The sequence below is a fragment of the Mycobacterium sp. genome, from assembly GCF_050701515.1.
Classification (GTDB): Bacteria; Actinomycetota; Actinomycetes; order Mycobacteriales; family Mycobacteriaceae; genus Mycobacterium.
Genome location: NZ_JBOGDB010000179.1, coordinates 1 through 24,952, shown reverse-complemented (window position 1 = coordinate 24,952; position 24,952 = coordinate 1). Strand labels below are relative to the sequence as shown.

The window sequence follows — 24,952 nt, the reverse complement described above, 5'->3', positions numbered from 1 at the left end:
GTGTTCATCGACGACATGAAGGCCGCGTTAGAGCCCGTCACGATGATCGACGCCCCCGCCTTCAAGTGTTTGAGGCTGGCGTGGACGAGGTTCAGAACACCGACCAGGTCCACGTCCACCGCATCGGCGAACGCCTGCGGGGGTAGGCCGGCGGTCAGCGGACAGATGCCGGCATTGGCGACCACGATGTCGAGCTGGCCGATCTCGGCGACACCGCGATCGATTGCGGCCGACAGCGCCGCGCGGTCGCGGACGTCGGCGATCTCCGTGTACGCGCGCTGGCCCTCCTTCTCGACCAGCCGGGCCGTCTCGTCGAGATCCTCGGGCCGCGCGAGCGGGTACTCGTTGGTCTCGATGTCCGCGCAGATGTCCACCGCGATTATGTCGGCGCCCTCGGCGGCGAGCAGTCGCGCATGTGAACGCCCCTGGCCGCGGGCGGCTCCGCTGATCAACGCCACCTTGCCCGTCACTCTGCCCATGCCCGGTCCTTCCTCACCGTGCTCTTTCAGGCCGTCAACACCAACGACCCGCACTGCGGCCCGAAGCCATTCGCGACGACCGCGACCTGCGCATCGGGCACCTGTCGCGGCCCGCATTCGCCACGCAGTTGCGCGACCCCCTCGGCCAGGAAGCCCAGCCCGTGCAGCCGGCCCTCGGCAAGCTGCCCGCCGCTGGTGTTCAGCGGTAGCGCTCCGCCCGGACCGATCGTCTTGCCACCGTCCGCCCAGTTCCCGAACTCCCCGACCCCGCAGAGACCCATTGCCTCCACCCATGCCATCGAGATGTGGGTGAAGCCGTCGTACAACTCGGCCACATCGACATCGGCGGGAGTGACCGACGACCGCTTCCACATGGTGGCGGCGCACTGCTGAGTGCCCCCGAACAAGAAGTCGTCGCTGTAGGTGAAGTCCGGTTTCCACCCCATGCCCATGGCGACCGCGTCGATCCACACCGGGCGTTTCGGCCCGTCCGCCGCGCGCTCGGCCGTCGTGATGACGACCGCGCACGCGCCCGTCACCGGATAGTCGCAATCGTGCAGTCGAAGCGGCTCCGACACGTATCGGGAATTGAAGTAGTCGTCCATCGTCAACATGTCGCGCATCACGGCGCGGTCGTTGAGAGATGACCAGCGTCGTCCGTTCAGCGAGATCTGGCCGTAGTCTTCCTCTTTGGTGCCGAGCGTGGCCATCCGCCGCTGCTTCTTCATGCCCATGATCGGGATGATCCCGCCGGCCACGCCATACGGGAACTCCCACTGCCACGGGCCCGACGCACGGGGCAGGGCCCGCCCGCTCATCTGTCCCCATTCCCGGGTGACCGAGCGCACGCAGAGCGCCACCTCGCATGCTCCGGACAGAACCGCCATGTGCGCTCCGAGCGCCGCGGCCAGACCGGACGGGCCGCGCGGCGTGTAGTCGCCGTAGACCGCTACGTTGTCGATCCCGACCATCCGCGCGATGTCCATCGCCTGCTCGTCACCGGCGTACTCGAACACGGCATCGACATCACTGACCGTCAGACCCGCGTCGGCGATGGCCGTCCGCGACGCCTCGACCGCAAGCGGCCTCCCGTCGATGCCCTTATCCCGGAGAATCTTCGAGTAACCGACACCCACGATGGCTGACCGGCCGGCCGACTCGCTCACTGCGCCCTATCCACGAAGTTGTGCGGCAGCATTGCTGCCAACTCTAACTGCAGAGGTAGCTATACTACCTAAAATTATAAAGAAACCAATCCGACCGATTTCCCGAACAGGACACCGTGGACTTCTCATATCCGGCGGAGGTGGAGCAGTTTCGCAAGGAGCTGCGGGCGTGGCTGAACGCGAACCTGACCGATGAGATCGTGCTGGCCGGTCGGCGCCGCGGCCGTGACCCACTCGCCTTCGAGACTCTTCGCGCGTGGGACGCGACGCTGGCCGACGCGGGATGGGGCGCGGTGTCCTGGCCGAAGGAGTACGGCGGCCGCGGCGCTACTTTGCTCGAGCAGCTCGCCTACGCGGAGGAAACCACGCGTGCGCGAGCTCCGGTGCCGCTCAACGTGATCGGCATGAACAACATCGCGCCGGCGATCATGCAGTACGGCACCGACAGCCAGAAGCGCGAGCTCATCCCCCGCATGGTGCGCGCGGACGACATCTGGTGCCAAGGAATGTCGGAGCCGGAAGCGGGATCCGACCTGGCTTCGCTACGCACCCGCGCCGTGCGCGACGGTGACGACTTCGTGGTCAACGGTCAGAAAATCTGGACGTCGCTCGGGCACCGCGCCGATTGGTGTCAGCTCTACGTCCGCACCGATCCCGAGGCGCCCAAACACAAGGGCATCTCCTGCTTGATCGTCGACATGAAGCTTCCCGGCATCGAGGCGCGCCCGCTGGTCACGCTCAACGGCGCCGCCGATTTTGCGGAGGTGTTCTTCAATGACGTTCGAGTGCCCGCAGACTCGTTACTGGGCCCGCTGAACGGAGGGTGGCGGGTCGCCACCACCACGTTGAGCCACGAACGGGCCGGGGCGGCGCGCCTTTACGCGCAGATGCAGGTGCAGGTGGAGGATCTGGTGGCCGATTTGGCCGACCACATGGTCGACGGCCGGCCGGCGCTCGAGAACACCGCAACGCTGCGGCGGTTGGGTGAGATCGCCGTGCGCATCTCCTACCTAGAGCTGTTGTGTAAGCGATCGATCTCGGCAACGCTGCACGGTGGTGATGCCCTCGGCTCGGCGAGCCTGGCCAAGAGTGTCTGGGCGGAGGTAGGTCAGGACCTCGCCGTTTTGGCCTTCGACCTGCTCGGCTCGCGGTCCACAGGCGGCCGGTGGACGGACCATCGGCTGTCGTCACGCTCGCTGACCATCGCCGGCGGGACAACCCAGATCAATAAGGGCGTCACTGCGGTGCGAGTTCTCGGATTGCCGCGCGGATGAACCTCGAACTCACCGACGAGCAGTCGGCCCTACGTGATACCGTTCGGCGCTTCCTGGCCGAAAAGGCAAGTGTGGCAGCACATGTACGGCCGATGCTCGACGACGAGGACGGCACAACGGATGAGGTGTGGGGCGGGCTGGCCGCCCTCGGTGCCGCCGGTGTGCTGGTCCCGCAGGAATACGGCGGGGCCGGAATGACGATGGTGGAAGCCGGAGCCGTCGCCGAGGAGCTCGGCGCTGCGCTGAACCCCGGACCGTGGCTGTCGAGCGCGGTCGCAGCGACGCGTGCACTTTCACGGATGGGCGCAGAGAGTACAGCCGCGGCGCTGCTGGCCGGAATCGCCGACGGTTCCACGATCGCGACTGCCGGCCCGCTGAACGGCCCCCGGCTTACGGCCACGGAGGCGAGTGGGGGCGCGACCCTGCGTGGCGAGATAGCGGCGATGCCGGACGTGGCCGCGGCCGACGTTCTGCTGTTGCTCGCCGAGGACGACGACGGTGCCGGGCTTTTCGCCGTCGATGCGACGTCGACCGATATGGTAGTGACGGCTCGGCCCCATGTCGATCAAACGCGCAAGCTGTTCGACGTCGTATTCGACGACGTGCCCGCGCAGCGGCTCGCCCCCGCGTCGGCGGATGCAGTACAGGCGTTCGTCGACGATGTGCTGATCGCCTATGCAGCCGATGCTCTCGGCGCCGCGCACACGGTGATGCACCTTGCCGTCGAATACGCCAAGGTGCGAAGGCAGTTCGACCAACCCATCGGCAGCTTCCAGGCGGTCCAGCATCTCTGCGTCGACATGTACGAGACCGTGGAACTCGCACGCAGCGGAGTCATCCACGCACTGTGGGCCGCTGACGCGGCGGACGCCGCCGAGCGCCACCTGGCCGCGTTGTGCGCCAAGGCATTTGCCGGCCGGCTGGCCTCCGTCGGCGACACCGCGATCCAGGTGTTCGGCGGCATCGGCTTCACCTGGGAGCACGACGCGCACCTCTATCTCAAGCGTCTGCTGGGCTGGAGCGCACTCTGCGGCGGACCCGACCGATATCTCGAGGACGTCGGCGCGCAACTGGTCGGCCAAGCCGGTCGAAAGGTGTTGCAATGACACAAGTCCTGCGTGGCGTGCGCGTCGTCGAGCTGGCTTCGTGGACTTATGTGCCGTCCGCCGGTGCAGCGTTGGCGGACTGGGGCGCCGACGTCATCAAGGTGGAGGGCGTCACCGCCGGAGACCCCGGTCGCGCACTGGTCATCGGCGGTTTCACCAAGGAAGCCGCCCGGGCTCACGTCGACTTCATCCTCGAAATCGGCAACCGCGGCAAACGCAGCATCGCGATCGACATCAAATCCGACGCCGGCCGCGAGTACTTCGGTCGCCTACTGGCCGGCGCGGACGTGTTCATGACCAACTGGCTGCCTGGTGCCCTGGAACGAGCGCGGCTGACGGTCGAGGACATCCGCTCGTTCAATCCGAACATCATCATCGCTCGCGGCACCGGCACCGGCGTTCGCGGACCCGACCGCGACAAGGGCGGATTCGACGCAGCCACCTACCTGTCTCGCGGCGGGGTGGCCTACACCCTGACACCGTTCGGCACCGAGACGCCTGCCGTGCAGGGTCCGGGTTTCGGCGATCTGCAGGGCGGGATAACGCTCGCGGGCGGCGTCTGCGCCGCACTCTTCCATCGGGAGCGCACCGGCGAGCCATCGGTCGTCGACTCGTCACTGCTGGCTCAGGCGATGTGGTCCATCGCGCCGTCGATCTCGGTCGCCGACCTGTTCGACATCGACGGCATTCCCGGTGCGCCGCCGGGCCTGGCGATCAACCCGCTCGTCAATCGCTACAAGACGCGCGACGACCGGTGGATCCAGATGGTTTTCCTGCAGCCCGACCGCTACTGGGCGGGTTTCTGCGAGCGGATCGGCCTGCCGGAGCTCGCCACCGACGAACGCTTCGTGCCGTCGAGCAATCTGATCGCCAACGCCGAAGGGGCGTGCGCACTCGTCGGGGAGGCGATCGCGGGCAAGGACCTCGACCATTGGCGCAAGGCGCTTGCTGATGAACCGGGCGTGTGGGCGGCACTGGCCACACCGAAGGAAACGCTCAACGATCCGCAGGTCGAGCCGAACGGATACACCATCAGCAATGTGGACGACCAAGGCAACAAGTACCAGATCGTCGCTGCACCAGTGCAATTCAACGAAACCGCCCCGCCGCCCGCACGCGCTCCCGAACATGGACAGCACACCGAGGAGATCCTGTTGGAGCTCGACCTCGACTGGGATGACATCTCGACGGCCAAGGACAGCGGCGCGATTCTTTAGGAGAAACCAATGTCACCGGAGCGGGAGCGACCAAAGTCGCCTGAGCGGCGTGAACTCGAATCGGTCATCTATGAGCGTGAACCGCCGGTCGCGCGGATCATCCTCAACCGGCCCGACCGGGCCAACACCAAGGACGCAAACCTGGTAGCGGAAGTCGACGCCTGCCTTCGGGAGGCCGACCGCGACAAGGAGATCAAGGTCGTGATCCTGAAGGCCAATGGCAAGGGTTTCTGTGGCGGGCATGTGGCCAGGTGGGGTCCCGACGAGAATCCTTACCCGGACTTCGGAGACACGTTCGAGGACCTGTACAAGGGAACCGCCGATCTGTTCCTGTGGCCGACGCTGTATCTATGGGAATTCCCGAAGCCGACGATCTCGCAGATCCACGGCTACTGCATGGGCGGCGGGATCTACCTCGGGCTGCTCACCGATTTCTCCGTCGCGTCGGACGACGCGTATTTCCAGATGCCGCTGGCGCAGAGCCTCGGCGAGCCCGGCGGGCACACCATGATCGAGCCGTGGCTGATGATGAACTGGCATCGCACCATGGACTGGCTTCTGCTGGCACCAACGCTTTCCGCGCAGGAAGCGCTCGAGTGGGGTCTGCTCAACAAGGTCGTGCCGCGGGACCAGCTCGAGGAGACCGTCGAGGAGATGGCCCGCAAGATCGGCCAGATCCCGCTGACGACGTTGATGGCGGTGAAGAACAACGTGAAGCGGGCCTGGGAACTGATGGGCATGCGGGTGCACCTGCAGGTCAGCCACATCCTGACGAACATGGTCGGTGCCGCATCCGACGTGCAGGCGCGTCGAGCGGAGCTCATCCAGTCGGGCTTGACGCCAAGGGATTTCGTCGACCGCGACGAAGATTCCTAGCGGCCGGCGGCGTGGCGGGCGGCGACGTAGCCGAACACCATGGTGTTGGCAATGCTCCCACCGGCGCCGAGATACTTCCGTCCCATCACGGTGGCGGTGATGTTGCCCGTCGCATAAAGACCGTCGATGACCCGGTTCTGTTCATCGAGCACCTGCGCATGCTCATTGGTGATCACGCCGCCGCACGTCCCGACATCGGCCGGATAAACCTTGGTCGCGTAGTACGGCGCGCGATCGAGCGGGCCGAGCGCCGCATTGGGCTTATACCCGGGATCGCCGAGGCAGTTGTTGTACGCCGATTGTCCGCGCCCGAAGTCGGGATCGAGGCCCTTGGCCGCAAACTCGTTGAAGCGCTTGACCGTGTGCTCCAGTGCGTCGGTGGGAACCTCGATCTGGCGCGCAAGGTCGCCGACGGTGTCGGCGCGCTTGATGGCACCCTGCTCAATCAGTTCTTCGGGCAGATGCCGCTTCTTGAATGGGTTGGCACCCGACACGTACCTGCCCACATAACCCTCGTCGAAGACCTGCCAGCACGGCACCGCCTTGTTGGCGTACATCGCCTTGCCGACCTCGACGTAGGAGTTCGACTCGTTGCAGAACCGCCTGCCCGTGCCGTCGACGTAGATGGCTCCGGGTCGCTGACGCCCGGATCCCAATGACACGGCGCCGGGATCGGCGATGAAAACCATTGGTAGCCACCAGGCCTCGTCCAGCAGGTCGGTCTTCGCGCCGAGGCTCATCGCCGTCTCCAGGACTTCGCCGGTATCACCGGCGTTCGCGATCGACCATTGCGCCTCATTGGGCTGCTCGCCGCTGAAGCGGCGGCGCATGTCCGCGTTGCGGCTGAAACCTCCCGCGGCGAGCAGAACCCCTTTTCGTGCCTCGATGTTCATCGACAAGCCATCGCGGCTGATGCGCGCGCCGACGACACCGCCGTCCTCGACGATGAGGTCCTCCATCGCGGCGTTCGTCCAGATTGGCGGCTCGCCGCCGATGTCGATCAGGGACTTCAGAATCTGACCGATCAGTGATGCACCGTTGGTCAGGATTTCACGACGCCGGATCCGGGCTAGGTTGGTGCGCAAGAACACCCGCATTGCCACGGCGAACGCGCGTGGTGAACGGTTGAAGTACTGCACCGAGCGCAGCTCGTTGGTCTTCACCACGAACCCGTAGTTCTTGCCCATCGACGGCTGGACCTTGTCGCTCCAGTCGCCCAGCGAGGCGGCGTCGTACGGGATTCCCTCGACGGAGCGACCGGCCGCATTGCCGCCTTTGTGATTCGGGTAGTAGTCGCTCCAGCCAGGGCACCGGACCAGCCGAACGCCCTTGCCCAGCAGGAAATTGATCATCTCGGAGCCCGCGGTGAGGAACATCTCGCGGCGGGCCGGCGATGATGCCGCGCCAATATCCCCGATGACATCGGCGAAGTACGCCAGGCCGTCGTCGTGCGAGTCCGCGATGCCGTCCGCCCGCATCAACGGGTTGTTCGGCAGCCACGCCATGCCACCAGACATTCCGGTGGACCCACCGACCACGTCCTGCTTCTCAATGACCAGCGGCTCCATCCCGGAGTCGAGCGCCGCCAGGGCGGCGACCATTCCGCCGCCGCCGCTACCCGCGATGAGAAGGTCGACGGACTTGTTCCAATTCACCATGCTGGGACTCGTTCGGTGAGCCCGAGGTTGGCGATCGGTACATCGATGGTGGTGTTCGTCTTCTGGATCGCGGGCACCAGCCGCTCATACGGCAGGCCGGCGAGGAAACCGTCGACGATGCGTTCAAAGTTCGAGATCAGCCCCTCGACCTGATTCGACAGCCGCATGTACTCGAAACCCTTGGCGTGCAGACCTTTCTGCTGGCGCGGCAGGTTGGAGAAATCCTGGGCGGGAATGGTCGGCCAGCTCGGGTCGTCGGGTGCCAGCGGCTCCGGCGGGGTGGGTTTCCCCGGTGACCGATCGGCCGGGTAGCGGGTCAGCGACCAGACCTCGAAGAGCGTCTGCTCGGGGCCGAGCGGACGAATCCGGTACGACGACGCGCTGCTGTACTGCGGCAGGATGAAGTAGTGCGGGAAGCAGAACCCGATCGGATCGATGACCCCGCGCCGATCCAAATCGTTCAGGTCGGGAAAGTCGCAGCCGCGGGCGCGGTGCCATTTTGTGATCTCGTCGTTGAGCGCGCCGCGCCAGGCCGCCATTGCCTCGGCCGGATCATTCGGCAGCGAGATGTTCTGCAGACCCTCGGCGATCCGGACGTCATTCTCATGCGTCATGCCGCCCATGCCCGATCCGAGTGTGCGCATGAAGTAGAGGCTCGCCTGCACGACGGGATGCACCGACGACGATTCCGGGCTATAGGACGACGGCAGCAGCTGCGGGTGGGTCTGCGGCACGTGGTAGCCCTCCATGAAGGCCGCCGTCGCCAGCTTCCAGTTCACCGGGAGGAGGCAGGACTTCCACCACTCGGTGCGCAGCGCCTCGATCTTCCATTCGTCGTGTTTGGAGGCGAACGGCTCGATGCAGTCACGCAACGGGGGCGCACCGTCGTCGAGGTTGAGCCACGCGCACCCGCCCCACAGCTCACACCTGACCGGCGCGAGGCCGAGATCGTCTGAGCACAGGTTGTTTTCGTCGAAGATCTCGGGTCGCAACACGAACGTGTTCTTGCCGTCGAGGCCCCAGCACCATCCGTGGAACGGGCAGACGAAGCTGCGACGGGAGCCATGACCTTCGATGATCTTCATGCCGCGATGGCGGCAGGAGTTGTAGTAGGCGCGGACGGTGGAGTCATCGACTCGCACCACGATGACCGACTGGTCGAGAATCTCGTATTCCACGAAGTCGCCGGGTTTGGGGATCTCCTCGAGCCGGCAGGCCATCTGCCACACGCGAGGCCAGAACAGCTCGGTCTCCAAGGCGTAGAAGTCCGGGTCGTAATAGCGCTGCTTGGGGATCCGGTCTACGGTCTGGACCGCCCACGGCACCGGAAGCGGTGTCCAGTCCATTTCGGGCAATCTGCTCACCCTTCTGCCTCGGCGACTGGCTGCTTATCTTAGCAAAAATAGCAAGTCGACCTGAACGGCTGCGGCGCTAGCCGCCGACGATGGCGGTGAACAGTTCGGCCATCTCCTCAGCCGGTCCAGACGGGACGGTGTGATCGGTTGGGTCGCGGATCTCGTCAAGGTGAGCCCGTACGTCCTCCACTGACAATGTCGGGTTGTAGTAACCCTTGGTCCTGCCGATGAAGAACCGGGATACCTGTCCGCCGCCGACTGTGTAGATCTCGCCGGAAACCGGGCAATCCGCGTGGGCGAGAAACGCCACCACCGGGGACACCAGGGCGGGGTCGAGGCGATCGAGAAAAGGGCGCATGAGTTCTTCGGCCTCAGGTTTGTTGACCTCGGCGACACTGGCCATCGAATAGTCCATCATCCGGGTGGCGGCGACGGGCGCGACCGCGTTGACCTTGATATCGAGCCCGACGGCCTCGGCGGCCAAAACGCGGGTTAGCCCGATGAGCCCGGTCTTGGCCGCTCCGTAGTTACTCATCCGTGGCGCGCCGAGTATCCCCGCTGCCGAGCAGGTGTTGACAATGCGGCCAAAGTTCTGCTGCCGCATTGCCTTCCATGCTGGCCGGGTGACGAAGAAGGCGCCCTTCAGATGGACGTTCAGCAGTGGGCTCAGCCGTTCTTCGGTCATGTCCTCGAACGCCGCATCAGAGACGGTTCCAGCATTGTTGACCAGGATGTCGACGCGCCCCCAGGACTCGAGCGCGGTGTCGATGATCGCCTGTCCACCCTCGGGTGTAGCGACGTTGTTGGTGTCGGCGACCGCGTCGCCTCCCTTGTCCTTGATCTCCTGCGCGGTCGATTGCGCAGCGTCGACACCTGATCCGTCGCCGGTGACCGACCCACCAAGATCGTTGACGACGACGCGCGCCCCGCGCGAGGCGAGCAGCAGCGCGTGCTCTCTGCCCAGCCCCCGGCCCGCACCGGTAACCACCGCGACATGACCGTCGAAACGCAATTCGCTCATCACACCGGCCAATCGCCTAGCGGCTGATATTGGATCGCCACCGCCGAGGGCAGCCGACGTGGTGTCGAGGTCGATACCGCGTCGAGCATCAACACGACGTAGCGCCGCCAACCATCGGACGCGGGATCCATCGTCGTGAGCACGCTGTTGAGCATCGCGATGATCCGCGGCAGATCGTCAGCGACCAGGTCGGCGCGGACGAGGCCGGCTTGCTGAGCGCGGCGGGTGAGGTCAGCGAGCGTCTCGTCGAGTTGCGTTGAAACGTCGGTCAGCGACCCGGCCTTTCGCGCCACCGCCAGCACATTGTGCTCCCGTGCACCGAGCGCGATCGCCGCCTCGATCAGATCGGTCAGGCCGCGCAGTGGGTTCCGGCTCCGCCTGGCCCGTTCGATGACGGGGGAAAGGTTCTCGGCGATGCTCTCGTCGATGACTGCCCTCGCCAGCTCACCCTTGGTCGGAAATCTGCGGTAGAGCGTTCGTTCCCCCACGCCGGCGCGTCGAGCGATGGCGTCCATGGGCGCGTCCGGTCCGAGTTCGGCATAGATCTCGCGGGCGGCGCGCACGATGCGTTCGGCATTGCGCGCGGCGTCCGCACGTAGGGGCCGGTCGGCTGCCACGGTCATAACCACACACTGTAACCGACAGTTGACTGCCATTAATGTCGCCTCTACGCTCGGGGCGAAGTGGCAGTTGGCTGTCGATTACATCAGCAGGAGCGGCAATGACGACGACCTCAGCCCTCGGCGACGGCACCGGACTACCCGCCGTTCCCATACCGCGGGACGCCCGTTGCCCGTTGAAGCCCCCGCCCGAGTTCGGAGAATGGCGGGCGTCTGAAGGCCTGCAGTTGGCCCTATGGCGTCATCAGCCGACTTGGGTAATCAGCCGCTACCAGGACATCAGGGCGGCCCTGACCGATCCGCGCCTGAGCGCGAACACGCTTCCGGAAAGCATGCAAACGAGAACTGCGGATGACAGCATTCCGGTGATCTTCGCGCGCATCGACGATCCCGAGCACAACCGGCTGCGTCGAATGATGACCAGGGACTTCACCTTCCGGCGAGCCGAGGCGATGCGCCCGCAGATCCAGGAGTTGGTCGACGGATTCCTGGACGACATGATCGAGGCGGGACCGCCGGCCGATCTGGTTCGCGCGTTCGCGCTGCCGGTGCCGTCGCTGGTGATCTCCCTGCTGCTCGGCGTCCCCTACCAGGACCACGAATTCTTCCAGCAGAACAGTACGAAGGGGCTCGACTCCCGATCGACGGACGAGCAGAAGGCGGCGTCGATCGGCGCGATGTTCGACTACATGTGGGAGCTGTACGCACTCAAGGAACGCGAACCGGGCGACGACTTGATGAGCCGGCTGATCACCGATTACGTCGCCAAGGGCGAACTCGGCCGCGAGACGGCGGTCATGAACTGTGTGATTCTGCTGCAGGCCGGACACGAAACCACGGCCGGCATGATCTCGCTGGGAACCGTTGCGTTGCTTCAGCATCCTGACCACCTGGAACGGCTACGCCAAACCGACGACCCGGCGTTGATCGCCAATATCGTCGAGGAACTGATGCGCTATCTGACCATCGTGCACAGCCAGGTCGACCGGGTGGCGCTTGAAGACCTCACCATCAACGGTCAATTGATTCGCGCCGGCGAACATGTGCTGATGAACCTGCCCGCCGGGAACTGGGATGCCTCGTTCGTCGACAATCCCGACACCTTCGACATAGACCGAAATCCACGCGGGCACCTTGGTTTTGGCTTCGGCGTACACCAGTGCATCGGACAGAACCTCGCTCGCGTCGAACTGCAGGTCGCGCTTGCGACGTTGGTCCGTCGACTACCGGGCCTTCGGCTGGCGGTGCCGGTGGAAGAGCTGAGCTTCGCCGGCGAGCAGGAGATCTACACCATTCACGAGTTGCCGGTTACCTGGTAACTCAGTTGAGCCCGTAGAAGCGCTGTGCGTTCAGGCCGCCGATTTTGGCGCGGGTCTCCTCGCTGATGTCGGGGCGGGTGCGCAAATGCTTTGTGCTATCGGGCCATTCGCCATCCCAATGCGGGTAGTCGCTGGCGAACATGATGAAGTCGTCACCGAGCACATCGACGACCCCGGGCAGGATCGGCTCCTCGGGTTCGCAGGTCGTCCAGATGTTGCCGGCCTTCAGATACTCCTCCGGATCCCGCTGCCAACCGCCGTCGATCCAATCGCCGCGCTTCTCGAAATGTTCACCCAACCGGTCGATGAAGAACGGCACCCAGCCGACACCGGCCTCGAGAAATGCGACGCGCAAGCCAGGATGCCTGTCGAAGACGCCGCCCGACACCAGCGCGGTCATCGCCGTCATCTGGTCGAACGGAAAACTGATGCAGTGCACCTGGATGTAGTTCGTGAAGCGGTCGACGCCGATCTTCGGCAGATGCATGCCCGGAGCACCGTGAATGCCGAGCGGCATGTCCATTTCGACGACGGCCGCATAGAACGGGTCGAGGTCGGGGTGATCGAGGTTGCGCGTCCGCAGTGCCGGCGGGATGTGCGTTGCCACCAGACCGAGATCCTTGGCCTCGCGCATGATGTCGATCGCCACCTGCCCGTGCTCGATCGGGGTCGCCGCGATACCGCGTAGGCGGCCGTTCGAGGTCGCACAGTAATCCGCAATCCACTGGTTGTAGAGCCGGGCAAAGCCCGAGGCCAGGTCTGGGTCTTCGAGGCTGGGCACACAGAGTCCGAGGCTCGGATACAGCACCATCGTGTCGATGTGATCGCGGTCGGCGTCCCGCAGGACACCTTCTGCGGATGAATGGTCGATGCCATCCGCGGTCGACAGGCCATGCTCGCGTGGACAGCCCGCGCCCGAACCGCTGTCCTCGGGATAGTTGCGGCCCTCGATCACCAAAGCGCGTCCGTCGTCCCGCGGCGTAATGTGTTGCGGCCAGCGCTGCATCGCTTCGACCGCTAGCGAAGCTCCCTCGGCGACGTGTCCATCGGCATCGATGATCCGCATGTCACGGAGGCGGTGGTATCAACGGGGGCCGGCACACGTGGGCCGCCGGATCCCACCATGCGCCGTTCACACATGCCAACGGCACCAGTGGCGGGCGGCAGTCGTTGATCACCGGATCCCACCAGCCATCCCCACAGTTCTTCGGCAGCTGGACGCCGACCGGGCGGCAGACACTGGCCACCGGATCCCACCACTCGCCATAGGCGCAATCCGCCGAGCTCACTGCCGGCGTCACGACCGTCACGAAGGCCATCGGCGCAAACGCCACCGCGAGGACGACCGCCAGACGACGAATGAACAACCGCATCGCAAGCCCCCAAGAGAGCGTTTCAGACCTCGACCGGATCCAGCTTACGCAGTGCGGGATGCCATCCGCCAAGCAAGTTCTTCCCGTGGGCGAAGTAACCGCGGAGCCGGCGGCGCGTCTAGTGAGGACGGACGAGAACCAGACGGGGGCGTAGGCGATTGGGTGTGATCTCGGCGCCGGCTGCGAGATCGTTGATCAGCGCACCGGCGTAGTCGACCAAACCTGCGACGTCGATGGCGTACGGTGCCGGCTTGTCGTCGTCGGCAATGCCGGCCGCCGCGCGGCGAAGCACGGTGATCGCGCCCTTGACATTGCCGCGCTGGACGTGGGTGATGCCGACCGCGAGCTGCGCCAGACCCTGCCACAGCATCCGCTCATCGACCGGGCCGGTCTTCCATGCGGCCTCGAGCACCTCGTGCGCGTTGAATGCCAAGCCCCGATCCAGCAGGTCCTGGGCATAGGCCAGTGTTTCGGCCGGCGCCAGGTTGAGGTCATCCGGAATGCGTGGAACGCCTTCATTGCCTGGCGGAAGTGGTCGACCCAGAGCGTCGCGGGGACGAGTGCTTCGGGGTCGGCCGAATTCGTCGCGATCACGCTCAGTCACGTGCACATCATGGCATCGATGGAGATTCGCTTACCGCGACCGGGAGATCGGACCGATCCGCAAACACGGGGTCCGCCGGAGGCGTGGCCAATACGTGCTACACAGACTGCCATGAGCGCACTTGCCGATCAGACACGTTGGATGGATGCGATCGATCAGGCGGCGCTCGTCGCGTCGGGCGAGGTGTCGCCGAGCGAGCTGCTGGAAGCTGCGATCGAGCGCATCGAACGCATCGATCCGGCCCTCAACGCGGTCGTGATCCGCTGGTTCGACCACGCCCGAGAGACTGCCGCAAGCCCCGATCTTCCCAGCGGCCCGTTCCGTGGCGTGCCGTTCCTCATCAAGGATCTCTTCGCCACGTACGCGGGGCAGCGGATCAGCAACGGCAACGTCGCGTTCAAGGAGGCTCACGTCATCGCCGATGCCGACACGACACTCATCAGCCGTCACCGTGCGGCCGGGCTCGTGATCGCCGGCCGCACGAACAGCCCCGAGCTCGGCAGCGTGCCTACCACCGAGCCCGTCGCGTGGGGCGCGACCCACAATCCGTGGGACACGACGCGCACACCCGGTGGGTCGAGCGGTGGTGCGGCCGCCGCGGTCGCGTCGGGGATGGTGCCGTTCGCCCACGCCAGTGACGGCGGCGGATCGACCCGCATCCCTTCGTCTTGTTGCGGCCTCGTCGGGCTCAAGCCGAGCCAGGGTCGCATCACACTAGGCCCCCTCCGCGAGGAGAGCGGACTGTCGGTCGAGCACTGCGTCAGCCGCACCGTGCGCGACACGGCCGCATTGCTCGACGCGACGCACGGCCCGGGGATCGGCGACACCGTGATCGCGACACCGCCCGCACGCCCATACGTCGAGGAGCTCAGCGCCGACCCGGGCCGGCTGCGCATCGGCATCCTCGACCACCACCCACAGGGTGGGCCGGTCGACACCGAAGTCACCGATGCGACACAAGCCGTCGGCAAGCTTCTCGAATCGTTGGGGCACCACGTCGAGGCGGCGTGGCCGAAGGCGTTGGAGGACGAGACGTTTGGCTCTAAGTTCGGCGCACTCTGGAGCGCCAACATCGGCCTCTCGCAGCGCCGCTTCGAGGAACAGCTCGGCCGCCCGTTGGAGGATCACGAGTTCGAACCGATGAACCGGATCCAGGCTGACTTCGCCAAGCACTTAACCGCCGTCGACTACGGGCTCGCGCTCTCGGCTGTCGCCCAGTATCGCCGGGCGGTGCAATCGTGGTGGCACGACGGCTGGGATCTGCTGCTCACACCGACGGTTTCCGAGGTGCCGATCAAGCTCGGCACGATCGTCAACGACCCCGACCACCCGATGTCGCCGATGCGACGCGCGGGCGAGTTCGTACCGTTCACTCCCCCGTTCAACACCAGCGGCCAACCGGCGATCAGCCTCCCGCTGGCGTGGACAGCCGAGGGCTTGCCTATCGGGGTGCAGTTCGTCGCCGCCTACGGTCGCGAAGACATCCTGGTCCGCGTCGCGAGTCAGCTCGAGCAGGCAAACCCCTGGGCCCACCGCACACCCGAGATCTGATCGAACGGAAAGTGCGGGCGGGGGGACTCGAACCCCCAAGCTCTCTCGAGCGCCGGCACCTAAAGCCGGTGTGTTTGCCGAAATTTCACCACGCCCGCGGCGTGCCGATCCTACCGCTCAGCGTGGCGGCGAATCCGTCGGCGGTGCCGGATAGCTTCAGGTCATGCGCTCGGCAGTTCAGTTCGACGCCGCTAACAGCTCTTCGCGGCCGGGATGAATGACTGCGCGATCGCACGCCAGATCGGCGTGCCACGAACGACGGTGCGAGGCTGGCGCCGACGACCGGCTGTTAGATCGAGAGATCTGGGTGCGCCCTGCGGCGTCGCCCATGACTTCTCGCAGCTCCCCGCAGAGGCGTACTGCTATGTTTTTGGTCTGTACCTCGGAGATGGTTCCATCTCACGGAATCGCCAAGTCTGGCGATTACGGATCACCTGCGACCAGAAGTACCCGGCAATCATCGGCCGCTGCAGTAAGGCGATCGAGGTCTTGATGCCAGGCCAGCACACGGGGATAGTGCAACGGGTTGGGTGCGTCGACGTTTCGCTTCATTCGAAGCATTGGCCGTGCCTGCTCCCCCAGCACGGGCCCGGTAGGAAGCACCTGAGACCGATCAGGCTCGAACCGTGGCCACAAGCCTTTGTCGATCAGGAGACGGAAGAATTCATCCTCGGTCTGATCCACAGCGACGGTTGCCGAGTCGTTGCCAACGATCGCGGCGTCATGAGCGTCCGCTATCACTTCTCGACCATGTCGGAGGACATCATCGGCCTGTTCACCGGAGCGCTCGACAAGCTCGGTATTCACTGGACACGGTCGAGCAAGAAAATCGTCTCTATCTACCGCAAAGCCGACACGGCCCGCCTCGACACATTCATCGGGCCAAAGTCCAAAGCGGTACCGTTGAATGGTGTCCACTACACGGCGTAGGAGACCGGCGCTGATCGCGCTGGTGATCGTCGCCGCGGCCGGTTGCCTGGCCCTGGCCTGGTGGCAGTGGGTCCGCTACGAATCGGCGTCGGGCTCCTTCCAGAATCTGGGCTATGCAATGCAATGGCCGCTATTCGCCGGCTTCTGCGTCTATGCGTATTACAAATTCGTCCGGTACGAGGAGTCGCCGCCCGAACCGAAGCACCACGACTCCGTCACCGAGATCCCGGCCGGTCTGCTTCCCGAAAGGCCCGAGCCCGCAACACAATCCGACGACGATCCCGCGCTGCGCGAGTACAACGCCTACCTGGCCGAGCTCGCCGAGAAGGACAAGGAACAACCGACGACATGACCGAAACCCAAACCACACCCGTCGAAACCATCAGAAGGGCTCTGCTCGGTTATCGCGTGATGGCCTGGACGACCGGACTGTGGCTCATCCTGCTGTGCTACGAGATGGTGGCGAAGTACGTCTTCGGCGTGGAGGGCCTGGACTGGATCGCGGTTGTGCACGGCTGGGTCTACTTTGTCTACCTGCTCTTTACCGCCAACCTCGCGGTGAAGGTGCGATGGCCGATCGCCAAGACCATCGGCGTCCTGCTGGCCGGCACCGTCCCGCTCGTCGGTATCATCGTCGAGCACTACCGCACCAAAGAGATCAAGCAGCGGTTCAACCTGTAGCGAGGTCACGCAGCGCCGGCATAAGCGCTGCCAGCGCCCGGCCCCGATGCGACACCGCGTTCTTCTCGTCCGGGCTCAATTCCGCGGCGGTCCGCGACGACCCATCCGGGATGAATACCGGGTCATAGCCAAATCCACCGTCGCCGCGTGGTTCTCGCGCGATGCTGCCCGGCCAGGTGCCACGCACCACCACGTCGCCCGCGCCGTACACCAGCGCGCACGCCGAAACGAACGCCGCGCCCCGCCGAGCGTCGGGCACGTCGCGCAGCTGCGCCAGCAGGAGCGTGGTGTTGGCCGCGTCGTCGCCGTGCACGCCCGCCCAGCGGGCCGACAGCACGCCGGGCATGCCGTTCAACGCATCAACCTCGAGCCCGGAATCGTCGGCGACCGTGGCCAGGCCGGTGGCACGAAGCCCGTCCCGCGCCTTGGCCACCGCGTTGTCCTCGAAGGTCGCGCCCGTCTCGGGTGCTTCGTCGAACGCGTCGACGTCGTCCAACGACAGCAGGGTCAGGCCCGAGATCCCCGCGGCGTCGAGCACCCGGCGCAGTTCCGCCAGCTTCTTGCGGTTCCGGCTGGCGACCAGCAGCTCGGTCAGCTTCCGAACGCCTTCTTTGCCGGCGAGTCCGACTCGGGCAGCACACCGGGATACGGGAGTTCCAGCGCCTCGCGTTGGATGGCGAACAGCTGATCGCAAGCGCCCAGCGCGGCATCGAGCAGCTTGTCCAGCGTCGAGCGCGGGAACGTCGCCCCCTCGCCTGTCCCCTGGACCTCGACCAGCGTTCCGGTGTCGGTGGCGACGACGTTCATGTCCACCTCCGCACGCGCATCCTCGGTATAGGGCAGGTCGACGCGAATGCGTCCGTCCACCACGCCGACGCTGACCGCGGAGATCGCGCACGACAGCGGACGCGGGTCCGATAGTTTCCCGGCGGCCGACAGCCACGACACCGCGTCGGCCAGCGCGACATATGCCCCGGTGATGGCCGCGGTGCGGGTACCACCGTCGGCCTGCAACACGTCGCAGTCGATGGCGATGGTGTTCTCCCCCAGCGCCCCCAGGTCGATGCAGGCGCGCAACGATCGTCCGACCAGTCGGCTGATCTCCTGGGTGCGGCCTCCGATGCGGCCCCGCACCGACTCGCGGTCCGATCGCTCGTGGGTGGCCGCGGGCAACATTGCGTACTCGGCGGTGAGCCAGCCCTGCCCCGAGCCCTTACGCCAGCGCGGCACGCCCTCGGTGACGCTGGCCGTGCACATGACCCGCGTCTGACCGAACTCCACGAGTACCGATCCCGCCGGATGCGAGGTGAAGCCGCGGGTGATGACCACCGGACGCAGCTCGTCGTCGAGCCGGCCGTCTTCTCGTGTGGACACCCGCCAACAGTAACGGTTCAGCGCTTGGTGACGGCGAACGTCTCCCCGCACACCACCGCGTGCACCGGCCCGTCGAACTCCGCCTTCGCCTCGCTGATCACGTCCTCACGTGACGTCCATGGCGGAATGTGGGTCAGCAACAATTCGCCGACCCCGGCCATGGCGGCGGCCTGACCCGCCTCGGTGCCAGATAGATGCAAAGCCGGCGGCCGCGACGGATGATGGGTCCACGACGCCTCGCACAGGAACACGTCGGCACCGCGGGCCAATTCGACCAGGGCGTCGCAGACCCCGGTGTCGCCGCTGTAGACCAGCGTGGCCCCGGACGGATCGGTGAGCCGCATTCCGAAGGACTCGGTGGGATGGGTCACCAGCCGCGGCTCGATCGTCAGCGAACCGATGTGCACGGTCTCCTTGTCGACCCAGTTGCGTACGTCGAAGATGTCGGAGAAATCGTCGATCTCCGCGCCTTCCGGCGACGACGCCGCGCCCAGCCGCGCCCACGTCTTCTTCGGGCCGTACATCAAGCCGCGTTCCTTCGCAGGCGTCGGATGGTAGCGCCGCCAAACGAAGAGACCGGGCAGATCGAGGCAATGGTCGGCATGCAGGTGTGACAGCAAGACGTGAACCGAGTTCGGATCGGCATGGCGTTGAAGGGCACCCAGCACACCGGGGCCGAAATCGATGACCAGTGGAGGCGTGTCGGGCGCGTGCACGAGATAGCCCGAGGCTGGCGAATCAGGCCCGACAACACTGCCGGAGCACCCGAGTACGGTGATTCGCACGCTCACTAGCTTGCCATGCCCGCTATCCCGGTGACGAAAACATCGCCGCTTTCGGCGACGAAGATCATTATTGAGCGCCGACGTGACGCTGAACAGGTCGAACGCCGTCGAGAGTCGGACCAAGGAATCGGGCCGCCAGTGTGGTGAACGCCTCAGGATCGCCGGTCGACTCGAACTGCCGCCGCGCCTGCGGTGCATCGTGGGGGCGAAGCAGATCGAGCTCGGTGAGCACCCGCAGCAAGTCCTTGGCGGTCTCCTCCGCACTGGACACCAGGGTGACCGCCTCGCCCATCGCCAGCTGGATCAGCCCGGACAGCATCGGATAGTGGGTACAGCCCAACACCAGGGTGTCCACCTCGGCGCGCTGCAGCGGTTCCAAATAGCCCTCGGCCAGACCGAGCACTTGCCGGCCGCTGGTGACACCGCGCTCGACGAAGTCGACGAACCGCGGGCAGGCCACGCCGGTGATCACGGTGTCGCGCGCGGCGGCGAACGCATCTTGATAGGCACCCGACGAGATCGTCGCCTCGGTGCCGATCACGCCGATGCGACCGTTGCGGGTGGCCGCCACGGCGCGGCGCACCGCGGGCAGGATCACCTCGACGACCGGCACCGGATGGTAGCGCTCCCTGGCGTCGCGAAGGCACGCCGAAGACGCCGAGTTGCAGGCGATGACCAGCGCCTTGACGCCGCGGTCGACCAGGTCGTCGCCGATCGCCAGCGCGTGCGCCCGAATCTCGGCAATGGTCAGCGGGCCGTAGGGACCGTTGGCGGTATCCCCGACATAGAGGATGTCCTCATCGGGCAGCTGATCGATGATCGCCCGCGCGACGGTGAGGCCGCCGACGCCGGAGTCGAAGATCCCGACGGGCGTCAAGGGCGGGCTCACGAGGAGTATGTCGGCGGTAGGGCGGTCCCGCGCTTGCGTAGTTCGCGGGCCTTGCGTTCGGGCCCGGACAACAGGTAAGCGGCGATCACCCCGGCGACCGCGCCGCACAGATGGCCCTGCCAGGACACCCCGGGGGTGCCGGGCAGCACACCGAGCAGGATGCCGCCGTAGATGAACAACACGATCACGCCGACGATGATCTCCCACGCCTTGCGGGTGAAAAACCCGAACACGATCAGAAACGCCAACCAGCCGAAGATCAGGCCGGAGGCGCCGATGTGGTTGGCCTCGCAGGGCACGCCGACGTAGGGGCACTGCGTGCCGACATTGCCGATCAGCCACGTGCCGAAGCCACCGAGAATCCAGACGATGGCCGTCGCAAAGATGAACCGGGACAACCCCGCCAGAGTCATCAGGAAACCCAGGATCAACGCCGGAACGGTGTTGGCGATCAGGTGATCCCAGTTCGAGTGCAGCAGCGGCGCGAAGATGATGCCCATCAGGCCATCGCTCTCCAGCGGCCGGATGCCGTTCTGGTCCAGGCGGTGATCGGTCAAGCTGTCCCACAACTCGATGACGTAGAGCAGCACGACGAAGCTGAGGATCGTGACGCCGCCGACCATCCACACCGGCCGCTTCTTCGGCTCGGGTGGGGCCGGGTATCCGGCCGGTCCGGTCATGCCCATAATTGCCCTTCCAGCGCGTCTTCCGCTTCGTCCAGGCTACCGGCGTACGCACCGGTCGACAGATACTTCCATCCCGCATCGGCGACCACGAAGGCGATGTCGGCGCGCTCGTTTGCCTTGACCGCCTTGGCCGCAACGCCCAGCGCGGCGTGCAGCACCGCACCGGTGGATATGCCGGCGAAGATGCCCTCGACCTGAATCAGTTCGCGGGTGCGCCGGATCGCGTCGAACGACCCGACCGAGAACCGGGTGGTCAGCACGCCGGGGTCGTACAGCTCGGGGATGAAGCCCTCGTCGATGTTGCGCAGCGCGTACACCCCTTCGCCGTAGCGGGGCTCGGCCGCCACGATCTGGATGTTGGCCACGTTCTCCCGCAGGTACCGTCCGGTGCCCATCAGCGTGCCCGTGGTACCCAGCCCGGCGACGAAGTGAGTGATCTCCGGCAGGTCGGCCAGCAGTTCGGGGCCGGTGCCTTCGTAATGGGACAAGGTGTTGGCCTCGTTCCCGTATTGGTAGAGCATCACCCAGTCGGGGTTCTGTGCAGCCAGCTCCTTGGCGTGCGCCACCGCCGTGTTGGAGCCGCCCTCGGCCGGCGAGAAGATGATCCGCGCGCCGTAGAGCTCGAGCAGTTGGCGGCGCTCGATCGACGTGTTCTCCGGCATCACGCAGATCAACGAGTAGCCCTTGAGCAGGGCCGCCATCGCCAGCGAGATCCCGGTGTTGCCGCTGGTGGGTTCCAGAATGGTGGCGCCGGGCTGCAGCATGCCCCGTCGTTCGGCGTCCTCGATCATCCGCAGCGCGGGCCGGTCCTTGATCGAGCCGGTCGGATTGCGGTCCTCGAGCTTGGCCCACAGCCGCACGTGCGGCTCGTCATCCCAGCGCGGCGACAGCCGACGCAGCGCCACCAGCGGCGTGTTGCCCAAGGCCTTCAGCAGCGAGTCATATCGCGTCAAAGTCAACCGCCTGCGACGGCCGGAAGGATGGTGACCGAGTCTCCGTCGGAGACTTCGGTGTCCAGGCCACCCGAGAACCGAACGTCCTCGTCGTTGACGTAGATGTTCACATAGCGGTTCAGCTTGCCAGGATTAGCCCCGTCGACCAGGCGCTCGGAGATGCCGGAGTAGTTCGACTCCAGATCGCTGATCACCGCCTGCAGCGTGTCGCCGGAGGCGGTGACGCGCTTCTGGCCGCCGGTGTGGGTGCGCAGGATGGTCGGGATGGAGACGCTCACGGTCATCGGCTGGGCTTCCTCTTTTGGTCTAGTACTGCTCGACGATTTTGACGGGTTCCTCGGTGACGACGCCGTCGATGATGCGGTAGCTGCGCAGCTCGTGTTCGTCGGGGTCGCGGGTGGACACCAGCACGTAGTGCGCGTCGGGTTCGGACGCATACGAGATGTCGGTCCGGCTGGGATACGCCTCGGTCGAGGTGTGCGAGTGGTAGATGATAATCGGGGCCTCGCCTGCATTTTCTAATGCGCGCCACACCTTGAGCTGCTCGCCGGAGTCGAAGCGGTAGAACGTCGGCGAGCGTTCGGCGTTGAGCATCGAGATGTATCGCTCGGGCCGGTCGGAGCCCTCTGGGCCGGCGATCAACCCGCACGCCTCGTCGGGGTGGTCGGCGCGGGCGTGGGCGACCATGGCGTCGACCAGGTCGGCACGGATCACCAGCACAGCACTTCACCTTCCTTTCAGGGCCGGTCAACCGAACGCTCCGGGCAACATGTCCCGGTAAGACGGTATTCCGGCGACCGACTCCGCGGCGAGCACGCCCACCAGCACCGCACGGGCCAGGCAGTCCGCCGCGGCCGCGCCGACCTGGGTGATCAGGGGCATCTCCGGCGACATCGACGCCGGCGTGGTGGGATCCGGTGGCACTTCGACGGCGCCGGTGGCCAGCGCGAACACCGTATCGCCATCCAGCGGGGTATGGCATGGCCGGATGGTTCGCGCGAGCCCATCGTGCGCCGCGACCGCGACTCGGCGGCACCCGGCCGGGCTCAAGGCAGCGTCGGTGGCGACCACCGCGATGGTGGTGTTGAGCGGGCTGAACTCGGCGTGCCGGGCGGCGTAGGCGGCGATCTGATCGGAAGGCGGCGACATCAGGCCGAACTCCTCGATCTGATAGGCGAGCCACGGCAGCCCGGTGGCCGTGTCGATCACCTCACCGGCGGCGTTGACCACCACGATGGCGCCGACGGTGACTCCCGAGTCGAGCGTCACCGACGCCGTTCCGACCCCGCCCTTGAGCACCCCGACGCGCGCTCCGGTCCCCGCACCCACGTTGCCGAGTACCACCTCCGCTCCGGCCGTCTCGGCGGCGGCGTAGCCGAACTCCGCGGTGGGACGGCACTTCCATCCGCCGACCGGCAGGTCGAAGACCGCCGCGGCGGGCACGATCGGCACCACGCCGCCCTCCAGCGCCACGCCGCGCTCGCGCTCCTCGAGCCATCTCATCACGCCGTCGGCGGCCGCCAACCCATACGCGCTGCCGCCGCCGAGCACCACGGCGTCGACGTGGCACACCGAGTTCATCGGATCGAGCAGGTCGGTCTCCCTGGTAGCCGGAGCGCCGCCGCGGGCGTCGACCGCACCGACGGTGCCCGGCGGCGTCAACACCACGGTTGTGCCGCTGGCCCATCCGGCGCCCAGCGACGCGTCGGGGTCCAGCCGCTGGTGCTGCCCGACCCGGATCCCGCCGACGTCGGTGATCGCGCTCGTCACTCGTCCATCAACCCGAGGACGAGATACTCCTGCAAGACGGTGAGCCATTGATAGACATCGAGATGTCCGGCCATGGCATGGTCTCTGGGCAGCCGATCGGGCCCGTCCGGGCCCACTTCGAGCATGGTGCCCAACGCAAGCCGTACGTCGTTGACCGCGGCGGCCCACGCGTGCGCGTCGTTCTCGGTCAGCTCGACTCGTCCGCCACCGTTCGGCACGGTCTCCAATACCCGTTGTGCCGCTTCACGTTTGGCGGCAATGATCTCTGGCTCGTGCAAACTGCGCAGCGCGCTGTTCAGGCTTTCCGTGGTGTCTGAACCCGCCGGGTGGTCGGTATGGGTCCGATAGAAGTCGGGTAGCAGCCTTTTCATCGTCTCGTCGTCTGGAGGGCGCGCGTTGCCGGTCTTCAGCCCGGTGATCTCCTCGAGTTCATCTGCCGGCGAAGATGATTCGCGTTCGTCGAGCATTGCCACCATTGACGAAACCAGGCTCGCCAGCAGTGCCGCCTCGTGTTCGGCGAGGGACGATCGGAAACGCGGACCGTGGGCGGTGTCGACCCGCTTCCATTTGCGCACTGTCGCGTACCGTCAGCGGTCCTGCTGCATGGTGGCCCATAGGCCGGCGGAATGCAGCTTGGACACGTCGACCTCCATGGATTCGCGGCTGCCCGCCGACACCACGGCCTTGCCCTCGTTGTGCACCTGCAACATGAGCTTGGTGGCCTCCGGCTCGCTGTAGCCGAACAGCTTCTGGAAGACGTACGTCACGTATGTCATCAGGTTGACGGGGTCGTCCCAAACGATGGTTATCCACGGGGCATCTGTGGCGTCGACGGTTTCGACGTGCTGGTCCTCGCGGGTTCCCGGTCGGGTCTTCGCCGGCGTAACCATGTGCCCAGAATAGCCGGGGCCTGCCTGTCCTGGAGAACGGCTACGGTTGCGGTGTGACAGCGGCGTTGCTGACCGACAAATACGAGCTGACGATGCTCGCGGCGGCGTTACGCGACGACACCGCCAACCGGCGGACCACATTCGAGGTGTTCGCCCGCCGGCTGCCGGCGGGGCGGCGGTACGGAGTCGTCGCCGGGACCGCGCGATTTGTGGAAGCCTTGGCGCAGTTCAGGTTCGACGACTCCGCGCTGGCCGCGTTGTCGGACTTTCTGGACTCCGACACGTTGACCTTTCTGGCCGAGTACCGATTCAGCGGTGACGTCGACGGCTATGCGGAGGGCGAACTGTACTTCCCTGGCTCGCCCGTGCTGTCGG

At 65.9% G+C, this 24,952-nt stretch carries 29 protein-coding genes, 1 tRNA gene and 1 pseudogene; 10 read left to right on the top strand and 21 right to left on the bottom strand.

Going from position 1 to position 24,952, the window contains the following annotated elements:
• A partial coding sequence (locus tag ACRDU5_RS15035; RefSeq protein ID WP_526615395.1) for an SDR family NAD(P)-dependent oxidoreductase occupies positions 1-479 on the bottom strand: 479 nt, incomplete at its 3' end.
• Positions 480-505: 26 nt separating this feature from the next.
• Positions 506-1,645, bottom strand: coding sequence for a thiolase family protein (locus ACRDU5_RS15030; protein WP_526615393.1), 1,140 nt, complete (start codon positions 1,643-1,645; stop codon positions 506-508).
• A 116-nt stretch (positions 1,646-1,761) separates the two neighbouring features.
• Here ACRDU5_RS15030 and ACRDU5_RS15025 point away from each other — a divergent pair, with 116 nt between their 5' ends.
• Genes ACRDU5_RS15025 through ACRDU5_RS15010 form a run of 4 tightly spaced genes read left to right on the top strand, consistent with a single transcriptional unit; the run spans position 1,762 to position 6,118 of the window.
• Positions 1,762-2,919: an acyl-CoA dehydrogenase family protein gene (locus ACRDU5_RS15025; protein ID WP_526615392.1), complete on the top strand. Its 1,158-nt coding sequence runs from the start codon at positions 1,762-1,764 to the stop codon at positions 2,917-2,919.
• On the top strand, positions 2,916-4,025 hold the full coding sequence (locus ACRDU5_RS15020) for an acyl-CoA dehydrogenase family protein (RefSeq protein WP_526615390.1): 1,110 nt from the start codon (positions 2,916-2,918) through the stop codon (positions 4,023-4,025). The genes ACRDU5_RS15025 and ACRDU5_RS15020 overlap by 4 nt, the downstream gene beginning before the upstream one ends.
• The gene (locus ACRDU5_RS15015) at positions 4,022-5,242 is read left to right on the top strand and encodes a CaiB/BaiF CoA transferase family protein (protein WP_526615389.1); all 1,221 of its coding nucleotides are present in this window, start codon (positions 4,022-4,024) and stop codon (positions 5,240-5,242) included. Before ACRDU5_RS15020 ends, ACRDU5_RS15015 begins: the two co-directional genes overlap by 4 nt.
• A gap of 9 nt (positions 5,243-5,251) precedes the next feature.
• Complete coding sequence (locus ACRDU5_RS15010; RefSeq protein WP_526615388.1) at positions 5,252-6,118, top strand: enoyl-CoA hydratase/isomerase family protein; 867 nt, start codon at positions 5,252-5,254, stop codon at positions 6,116-6,118.
• Here the strand turns inward: ACRDU5_RS15010 and ACRDU5_RS15005 are convergent.
• The 4 genes from ACRDU5_RS15005 to ACRDU5_RS14990 all read right to left on the bottom strand — a co-directional run bounded on the left by ACRDU5_RS15005 (position 6,115) and on the right by ACRDU5_RS14990 (position 10,775).
• Complete coding sequence (locus ACRDU5_RS15005) at positions 6,115-7,776, bottom strand: FAD-dependent oxidoreductase (protein ID WP_526615387.1); 1,662 nt, start codon at positions 7,774-7,776, stop codon at positions 6,115-6,117. The genes ACRDU5_RS15010 and ACRDU5_RS15005 overlap by 4 nt on opposite strands.
• Positions 7,770-9,122, bottom strand: a complete 1,353-nt coding sequence (locus ACRDU5_RS15000; RefSeq protein ID WP_526615386.1) for an aromatic ring-hydroxylating oxygenase subunit alpha — start codon at positions 9,120-9,122, stop codon at positions 7,770-7,772. The genes ACRDU5_RS15005 and ACRDU5_RS15000 overlap by 7 nt, the downstream gene beginning before the upstream one ends.
• An 85-nt stretch (positions 9,123-9,207) precedes the next feature.
• A complete protein-coding gene (locus ACRDU5_RS14995) occupies positions 9,208-10,152 on the bottom strand; it encodes an SDR family NAD(P)-dependent oxidoreductase (protein ID WP_526615385.1) in 945 nt (314 codons plus the stop codon).
• Complete coding sequence (locus ACRDU5_RS14990) at positions 10,152-10,775, bottom strand: TetR/AcrR family transcriptional regulator (RefSeq protein WP_526615384.1); 624 nt, start codon at positions 10,773-10,775, stop codon at positions 10,152-10,154. Before ACRDU5_RS14990 ends, ACRDU5_RS14995 begins: the two co-directional genes overlap by 1 nt.
• Positions 10,776-10,873: 98 nt before the next feature.
• Between ACRDU5_RS14990 and ACRDU5_RS14985 the strand changes: the two genes are divergently transcribed.
• Positions 10,874-12,091, top strand: coding sequence for a cytochrome P450 (locus tag ACRDU5_RS14985; RefSeq protein WP_526615383.1), 1,218 nt, complete (start codon positions 10,874-10,876; stop codon positions 12,089-12,091).
• A 1-nt stretch (position 12,092) separates the two neighbouring features.
• On the opposite strand, the gene ACRDU5_RS14980 is transcribed toward ACRDU5_RS14985, so the two are convergent.
• The 3 genes from ACRDU5_RS14980 to ACRDU5_RS14970 form a co-directional block, all read right to left on the bottom strand.
• Positions 12,093-13,157 carry an amidohydrolase family protein gene (locus tag ACRDU5_RS14980; RefSeq protein ID WP_526615382.1) on the bottom strand — a complete coding sequence of 355 codons (1,065 nt, stop codon included), beginning with the start codon at positions 13,155-13,157 and terminating at the stop codon, positions 12,093-12,095.
• A 1-nt stretch (position 13,158) separates the two neighbouring features.
• On the bottom strand, positions 13,159-13,464 hold the full coding sequence (locus tag ACRDU5_RS14975; protein WP_526615381.1) for a hypothetical protein: 306 nt from the start codon (positions 13,462-13,464) through the stop codon (positions 13,159-13,161).
• A 118-nt stretch (positions 13,465-13,582) separates the two neighbouring features.
• Positions 13,583-14,068 (bottom strand): DUF309 domain-containing protein, encoded by a 486-nt coding sequence (locus ACRDU5_RS14970; RefSeq protein WP_526615380.1) that lies wholly within the window; start codon positions 14,066-14,068, stop codon positions 13,583-13,585.
• A gap of 111 nt (positions 14,069-14,179) precedes the next feature.
• Between ACRDU5_RS14970 and ACRDU5_RS14965 the strand changes: the two genes are divergently transcribed.
• Entirely contained in the window at positions 14,180-15,619 is a 1,440-nt protein-coding gene (locus ACRDU5_RS14965; protein ID WP_526615379.1) for an amidase, read from the top strand.
• 12 nt (positions 15,620-15,631) lie between these two features.
• Here the strand turns inward: ACRDU5_RS14965 and ACRDU5_RS14960 are convergent.
• Positions 15,632-15,717 (bottom strand) — tRNA-Leu (locus ACRDU5_RS14960).
• Positions 15,718-15,832: 115 nt separating this feature from the next.
• On the opposite strand from ACRDU5_RS14960, the gene ACRDU5_RS14955 reads away from it, so the two are divergent.
• The 3 genes from ACRDU5_RS14955 to ACRDU5_RS14945 are packed head-to-tail and all read left to right on the top strand — an operon-like array spanning position 15,833 to position 17,230.
• The gene (locus ACRDU5_RS14955; protein WP_526615378.1) at positions 15,833-16,549 is read left to right on the top strand and encodes a hypothetical protein; all 717 of its coding nucleotides are present in this window, start codon (positions 15,833-15,835) and stop codon (positions 16,547-16,549) included.
• Positions 16,530-16,901 carry a hypothetical protein gene (locus ACRDU5_RS14950; RefSeq protein WP_526615376.1) on the top strand — a complete coding sequence of 124 codons (372 nt, stop codon included), beginning with the start codon at positions 16,530-16,532 and terminating at the stop codon, positions 16,899-16,901. Before ACRDU5_RS14955 ends, ACRDU5_RS14950 begins: the two co-directional genes overlap by 20 nt.
• The gene (locus ACRDU5_RS14945; protein WP_526615375.1) at positions 16,898-17,230 is read left to right on the top strand and encodes a DUF3817 domain-containing protein; all 333 of its coding nucleotides are present in this window, start codon (positions 16,898-16,900) and stop codon (positions 17,228-17,230) included. The genes ACRDU5_RS14950 and ACRDU5_RS14945 overlap by 4 nt, the downstream gene beginning before the upstream one ends.
• On the opposite strand, the gene rdgB is transcribed toward ACRDU5_RS14945, so the two are convergent.
• From rdgB to clpS, 11 genes are all read right to left on the bottom strand, one after another.
• On the bottom strand, positions 17,220-17,825 hold the full coding sequence (rdgB, locus tag ACRDU5_RS14940; protein ID WP_526615396.1) for an RdgB/HAM1 family non-canonical purine NTP pyrophosphatase: 606 nt from the start codon (positions 17,823-17,825) through the stop codon (positions 17,220-17,222). The genes ACRDU5_RS14945 and rdgB overlap by 11 nt on opposite strands.
• Positions 17,822-18,604, bottom strand: coding sequence for a ribonuclease PH (gene rph / locus ACRDU5_RS14935; protein ID WP_526615374.1), 783 nt, complete (start codon positions 18,602-18,604; stop codon positions 17,822-17,824). Before rph ends, rdgB begins: the two co-directional genes overlap by 4 nt.
• 17 nt (positions 18,605-18,621) lie before the next feature.
• A complete protein-coding gene (locus ACRDU5_RS14930; protein WP_526615373.1) occupies positions 18,622-19,395 on the bottom strand; it encodes a cyclic nucleotide-degrading phosphodiesterase in 774 nt (257 codons plus the stop codon).
• A 61-nt stretch (positions 19,396-19,456) separates the two neighbouring features.
• Positions 19,457-20,278, bottom strand: a complete 822-nt coding sequence (gene murI, locus ACRDU5_RS14925; protein WP_526615372.1) for a glutamate racemase — start codon at positions 20,276-20,278, stop codon at positions 19,457-19,459.
• Entirely contained in the window at positions 20,275-20,964 is a 690-nt protein-coding gene (locus tag ACRDU5_RS14920) for a rhomboid family intramembrane serine protease (RefSeq protein WP_526615370.1), read from the bottom strand. The genes murI and ACRDU5_RS14920 overlap by 4 nt, the downstream gene beginning before the upstream one ends.
• Positions 20,955-21,917 (bottom strand): cysteine synthase, encoded by a 963-nt coding sequence (locus ACRDU5_RS14915; protein WP_526615369.1) that lies wholly within the window; start codon positions 21,915-21,917, stop codon positions 20,955-20,957. Before ACRDU5_RS14915 ends, ACRDU5_RS14920 begins: the two co-directional genes overlap by 10 nt.
• 2 nt (positions 21,918-21,919) lie before the next feature.
• Positions 21,920-22,201, bottom strand: coding sequence for a MoaD/ThiS family protein (locus ACRDU5_RS14910; RefSeq protein ID WP_526615368.1), 282 nt, complete (start codon positions 22,199-22,201; stop codon positions 21,920-21,922).
• 22 nt (positions 22,202-22,223) lie between these two features.
• A complete protein-coding gene (locus tag ACRDU5_RS14905; RefSeq protein ID WP_526615367.1) occupies positions 22,224-22,637 on the bottom strand; it encodes a M67 family metallopeptidase in 414 nt (137 codons plus the stop codon).
• A gap of 27 nt (positions 22,638-22,664) precedes the next feature.
• On the bottom strand, positions 22,665-23,735 hold the full coding sequence (locus ACRDU5_RS14900) for a P1 family peptidase (RefSeq protein WP_526615366.1): 1,071 nt from the start codon (positions 23,733-23,735) through the stop codon (positions 22,665-22,667).
• Positions 23,684-24,262, bottom strand: a complete 579-nt coding sequence (aosR, locus tag ACRDU5_RS14895; protein ID WP_526615365.1) for an oxidative stress transcriptional regulator AosR — start codon at positions 24,260-24,262, stop codon at positions 23,684-23,686. The genes ACRDU5_RS14900 and aosR overlap by 52 nt, the downstream gene beginning before the upstream one ends.
• A gap of 12 nt (positions 24,263-24,274) precedes the next feature.
• Positions 24,275-24,577 carry an ATP-dependent Clp protease adapter ClpS gene (gene clpS, locus ACRDU5_RS14890; protein WP_526615364.1) on the bottom strand — a complete coding sequence of 101 codons (303 nt, stop codon included), beginning with the start codon at positions 24,575-24,577 and terminating at the stop codon, positions 24,275-24,277.
• Positions 24,578-24,669: 92 nt separating this feature from the next.
• On the opposite strand from clpS, the pseudogene ACRDU5_RS14885 reads away from it, so the two are divergent.
• Positions 24,670-24,952: pseudogene (locus ACRDU5_RS14885) on the top strand (nicotinate phosphoribosyltransferase); the annotation flags it as partial.

What these genes read in the sequence shown, in the direction of transcription:
- ACRDU5_RS15020 (WP_526615390.1), top strand. Translation starts at nt 2,916, where the DNA reads ATGAACCTCGAACTCACCGACGAGCAGTCGGCCCTACGTGATACCGTT.
- ACRDU5_RS15015 (WP_526615389.1), top strand. Translation starts at nt 4,022, where the DNA reads ATGACACAAGTCCTGCGTGGCGTGCGCGTCGTCGAGCTGGCTTCGTGG.
- ACRDU5_RS15010 (WP_526615388.1), top strand. Translation starts at nt 5,252, where the DNA reads ATGTCACCGGAGCGGGAGCGACCAAAGTCGCCTGAGCGGCGTGAACTC.
- ACRDU5_RS15005 (WP_526615387.1), bottom strand. Translation starts at nt 7,776, where the DNA reads ATGGTGAATTGGAACAAGTCCGTCGACCTTCTCATCGCGGGTAGCGGC.
- ACRDU5_RS15000 (WP_526615386.1), bottom strand. Translation starts at nt 9,122, where the DNA reads ATGGACTGGACACCGCTTCCGGTGCCGTGGGCGGTCCAGACCGTAGAC.
- ACRDU5_RS14995 (WP_526615385.1), bottom strand. Translation starts at nt 10,152, where the DNA reads ATGAGCGAATTGCGTTTCGACGGTCATGTCGCGGTGGTTACCGGTGCG.
- ACRDU5_RS14990 (WP_526615384.1), bottom strand. Translation starts at nt 10,775, where the DNA reads ATGACCGTGGCAGCCGACCGGCCCCTACGTGCGGACGCCGCGCGCAAT.
- ACRDU5_RS14985 (WP_526615383.1), top strand. Translation starts at nt 10,874, where the DNA reads ATGACGACGACCTCAGCCCTCGGCGACGGCACCGGACTACCCGCCGTT.
- ACRDU5_RS14980 (WP_526615382.1), bottom strand. Translation starts at nt 13,157, where the DNA reads ATGCGGATCATCGATGCCGATGGACACGTCGCCGAGGGAGCTTCGCTA.
- ACRDU5_RS14975 (WP_526615381.1), bottom strand. Translation starts at nt 13,464, where the DNA reads ATGCGGTTGTTCATTCGTCGTCTGGCGGTCGTCCTCGCGGTGGCGTTT.
- ACRDU5_RS14965 (WP_526615379.1), top strand. Translation starts at nt 14,180, where the DNA reads ATGAGCGCACTTGCCGATCAGACACGTTGGATGGATGCGATCGATCAG.
- ACRDU5_RS14955 (WP_526615378.1), top strand. Translation starts at nt 15,833, where the DNA reads ATGAATGACTGCGCGATCGCACGCCAGATCGGCGTGCCACGAACGACG.
- ACRDU5_RS14945 (WP_526615375.1), top strand. Translation starts at nt 16,898, where the DNA reads ATGACCGAAACCCAAACCACACCCGTCGAAACCATCAGAAGGGCTCTG.
- ACRDU5_RS14920 (WP_526615370.1), bottom strand. Translation starts at nt 20,964, where the DNA reads ATGGGCATGACCGGACCGGCCGGATACCCGGCCCCACCCGAGCCGAAG.
- ACRDU5_RS14910 (WP_526615368.1), bottom strand. Translation starts at nt 22,201, where the DNA reads ATGACCGTGAGCGTCTCCATCCCGACCATCCTGCGCACCCACACCGGC.
- ACRDU5_RS14900 (WP_526615366.1), bottom strand. Translation starts at nt 23,735, where the DNA reads ATGGCTCACCGTCTTGCAGGAGTATCTCGTCCTCGGGTTGATGGACGA.
- clpS (WP_526615364.1), bottom strand. Translation starts at nt 24,577, where the DNA reads ATGGTTACGCCGGCGAAGACCCGACCGGGAACCCGCGAGGACCAGCAC.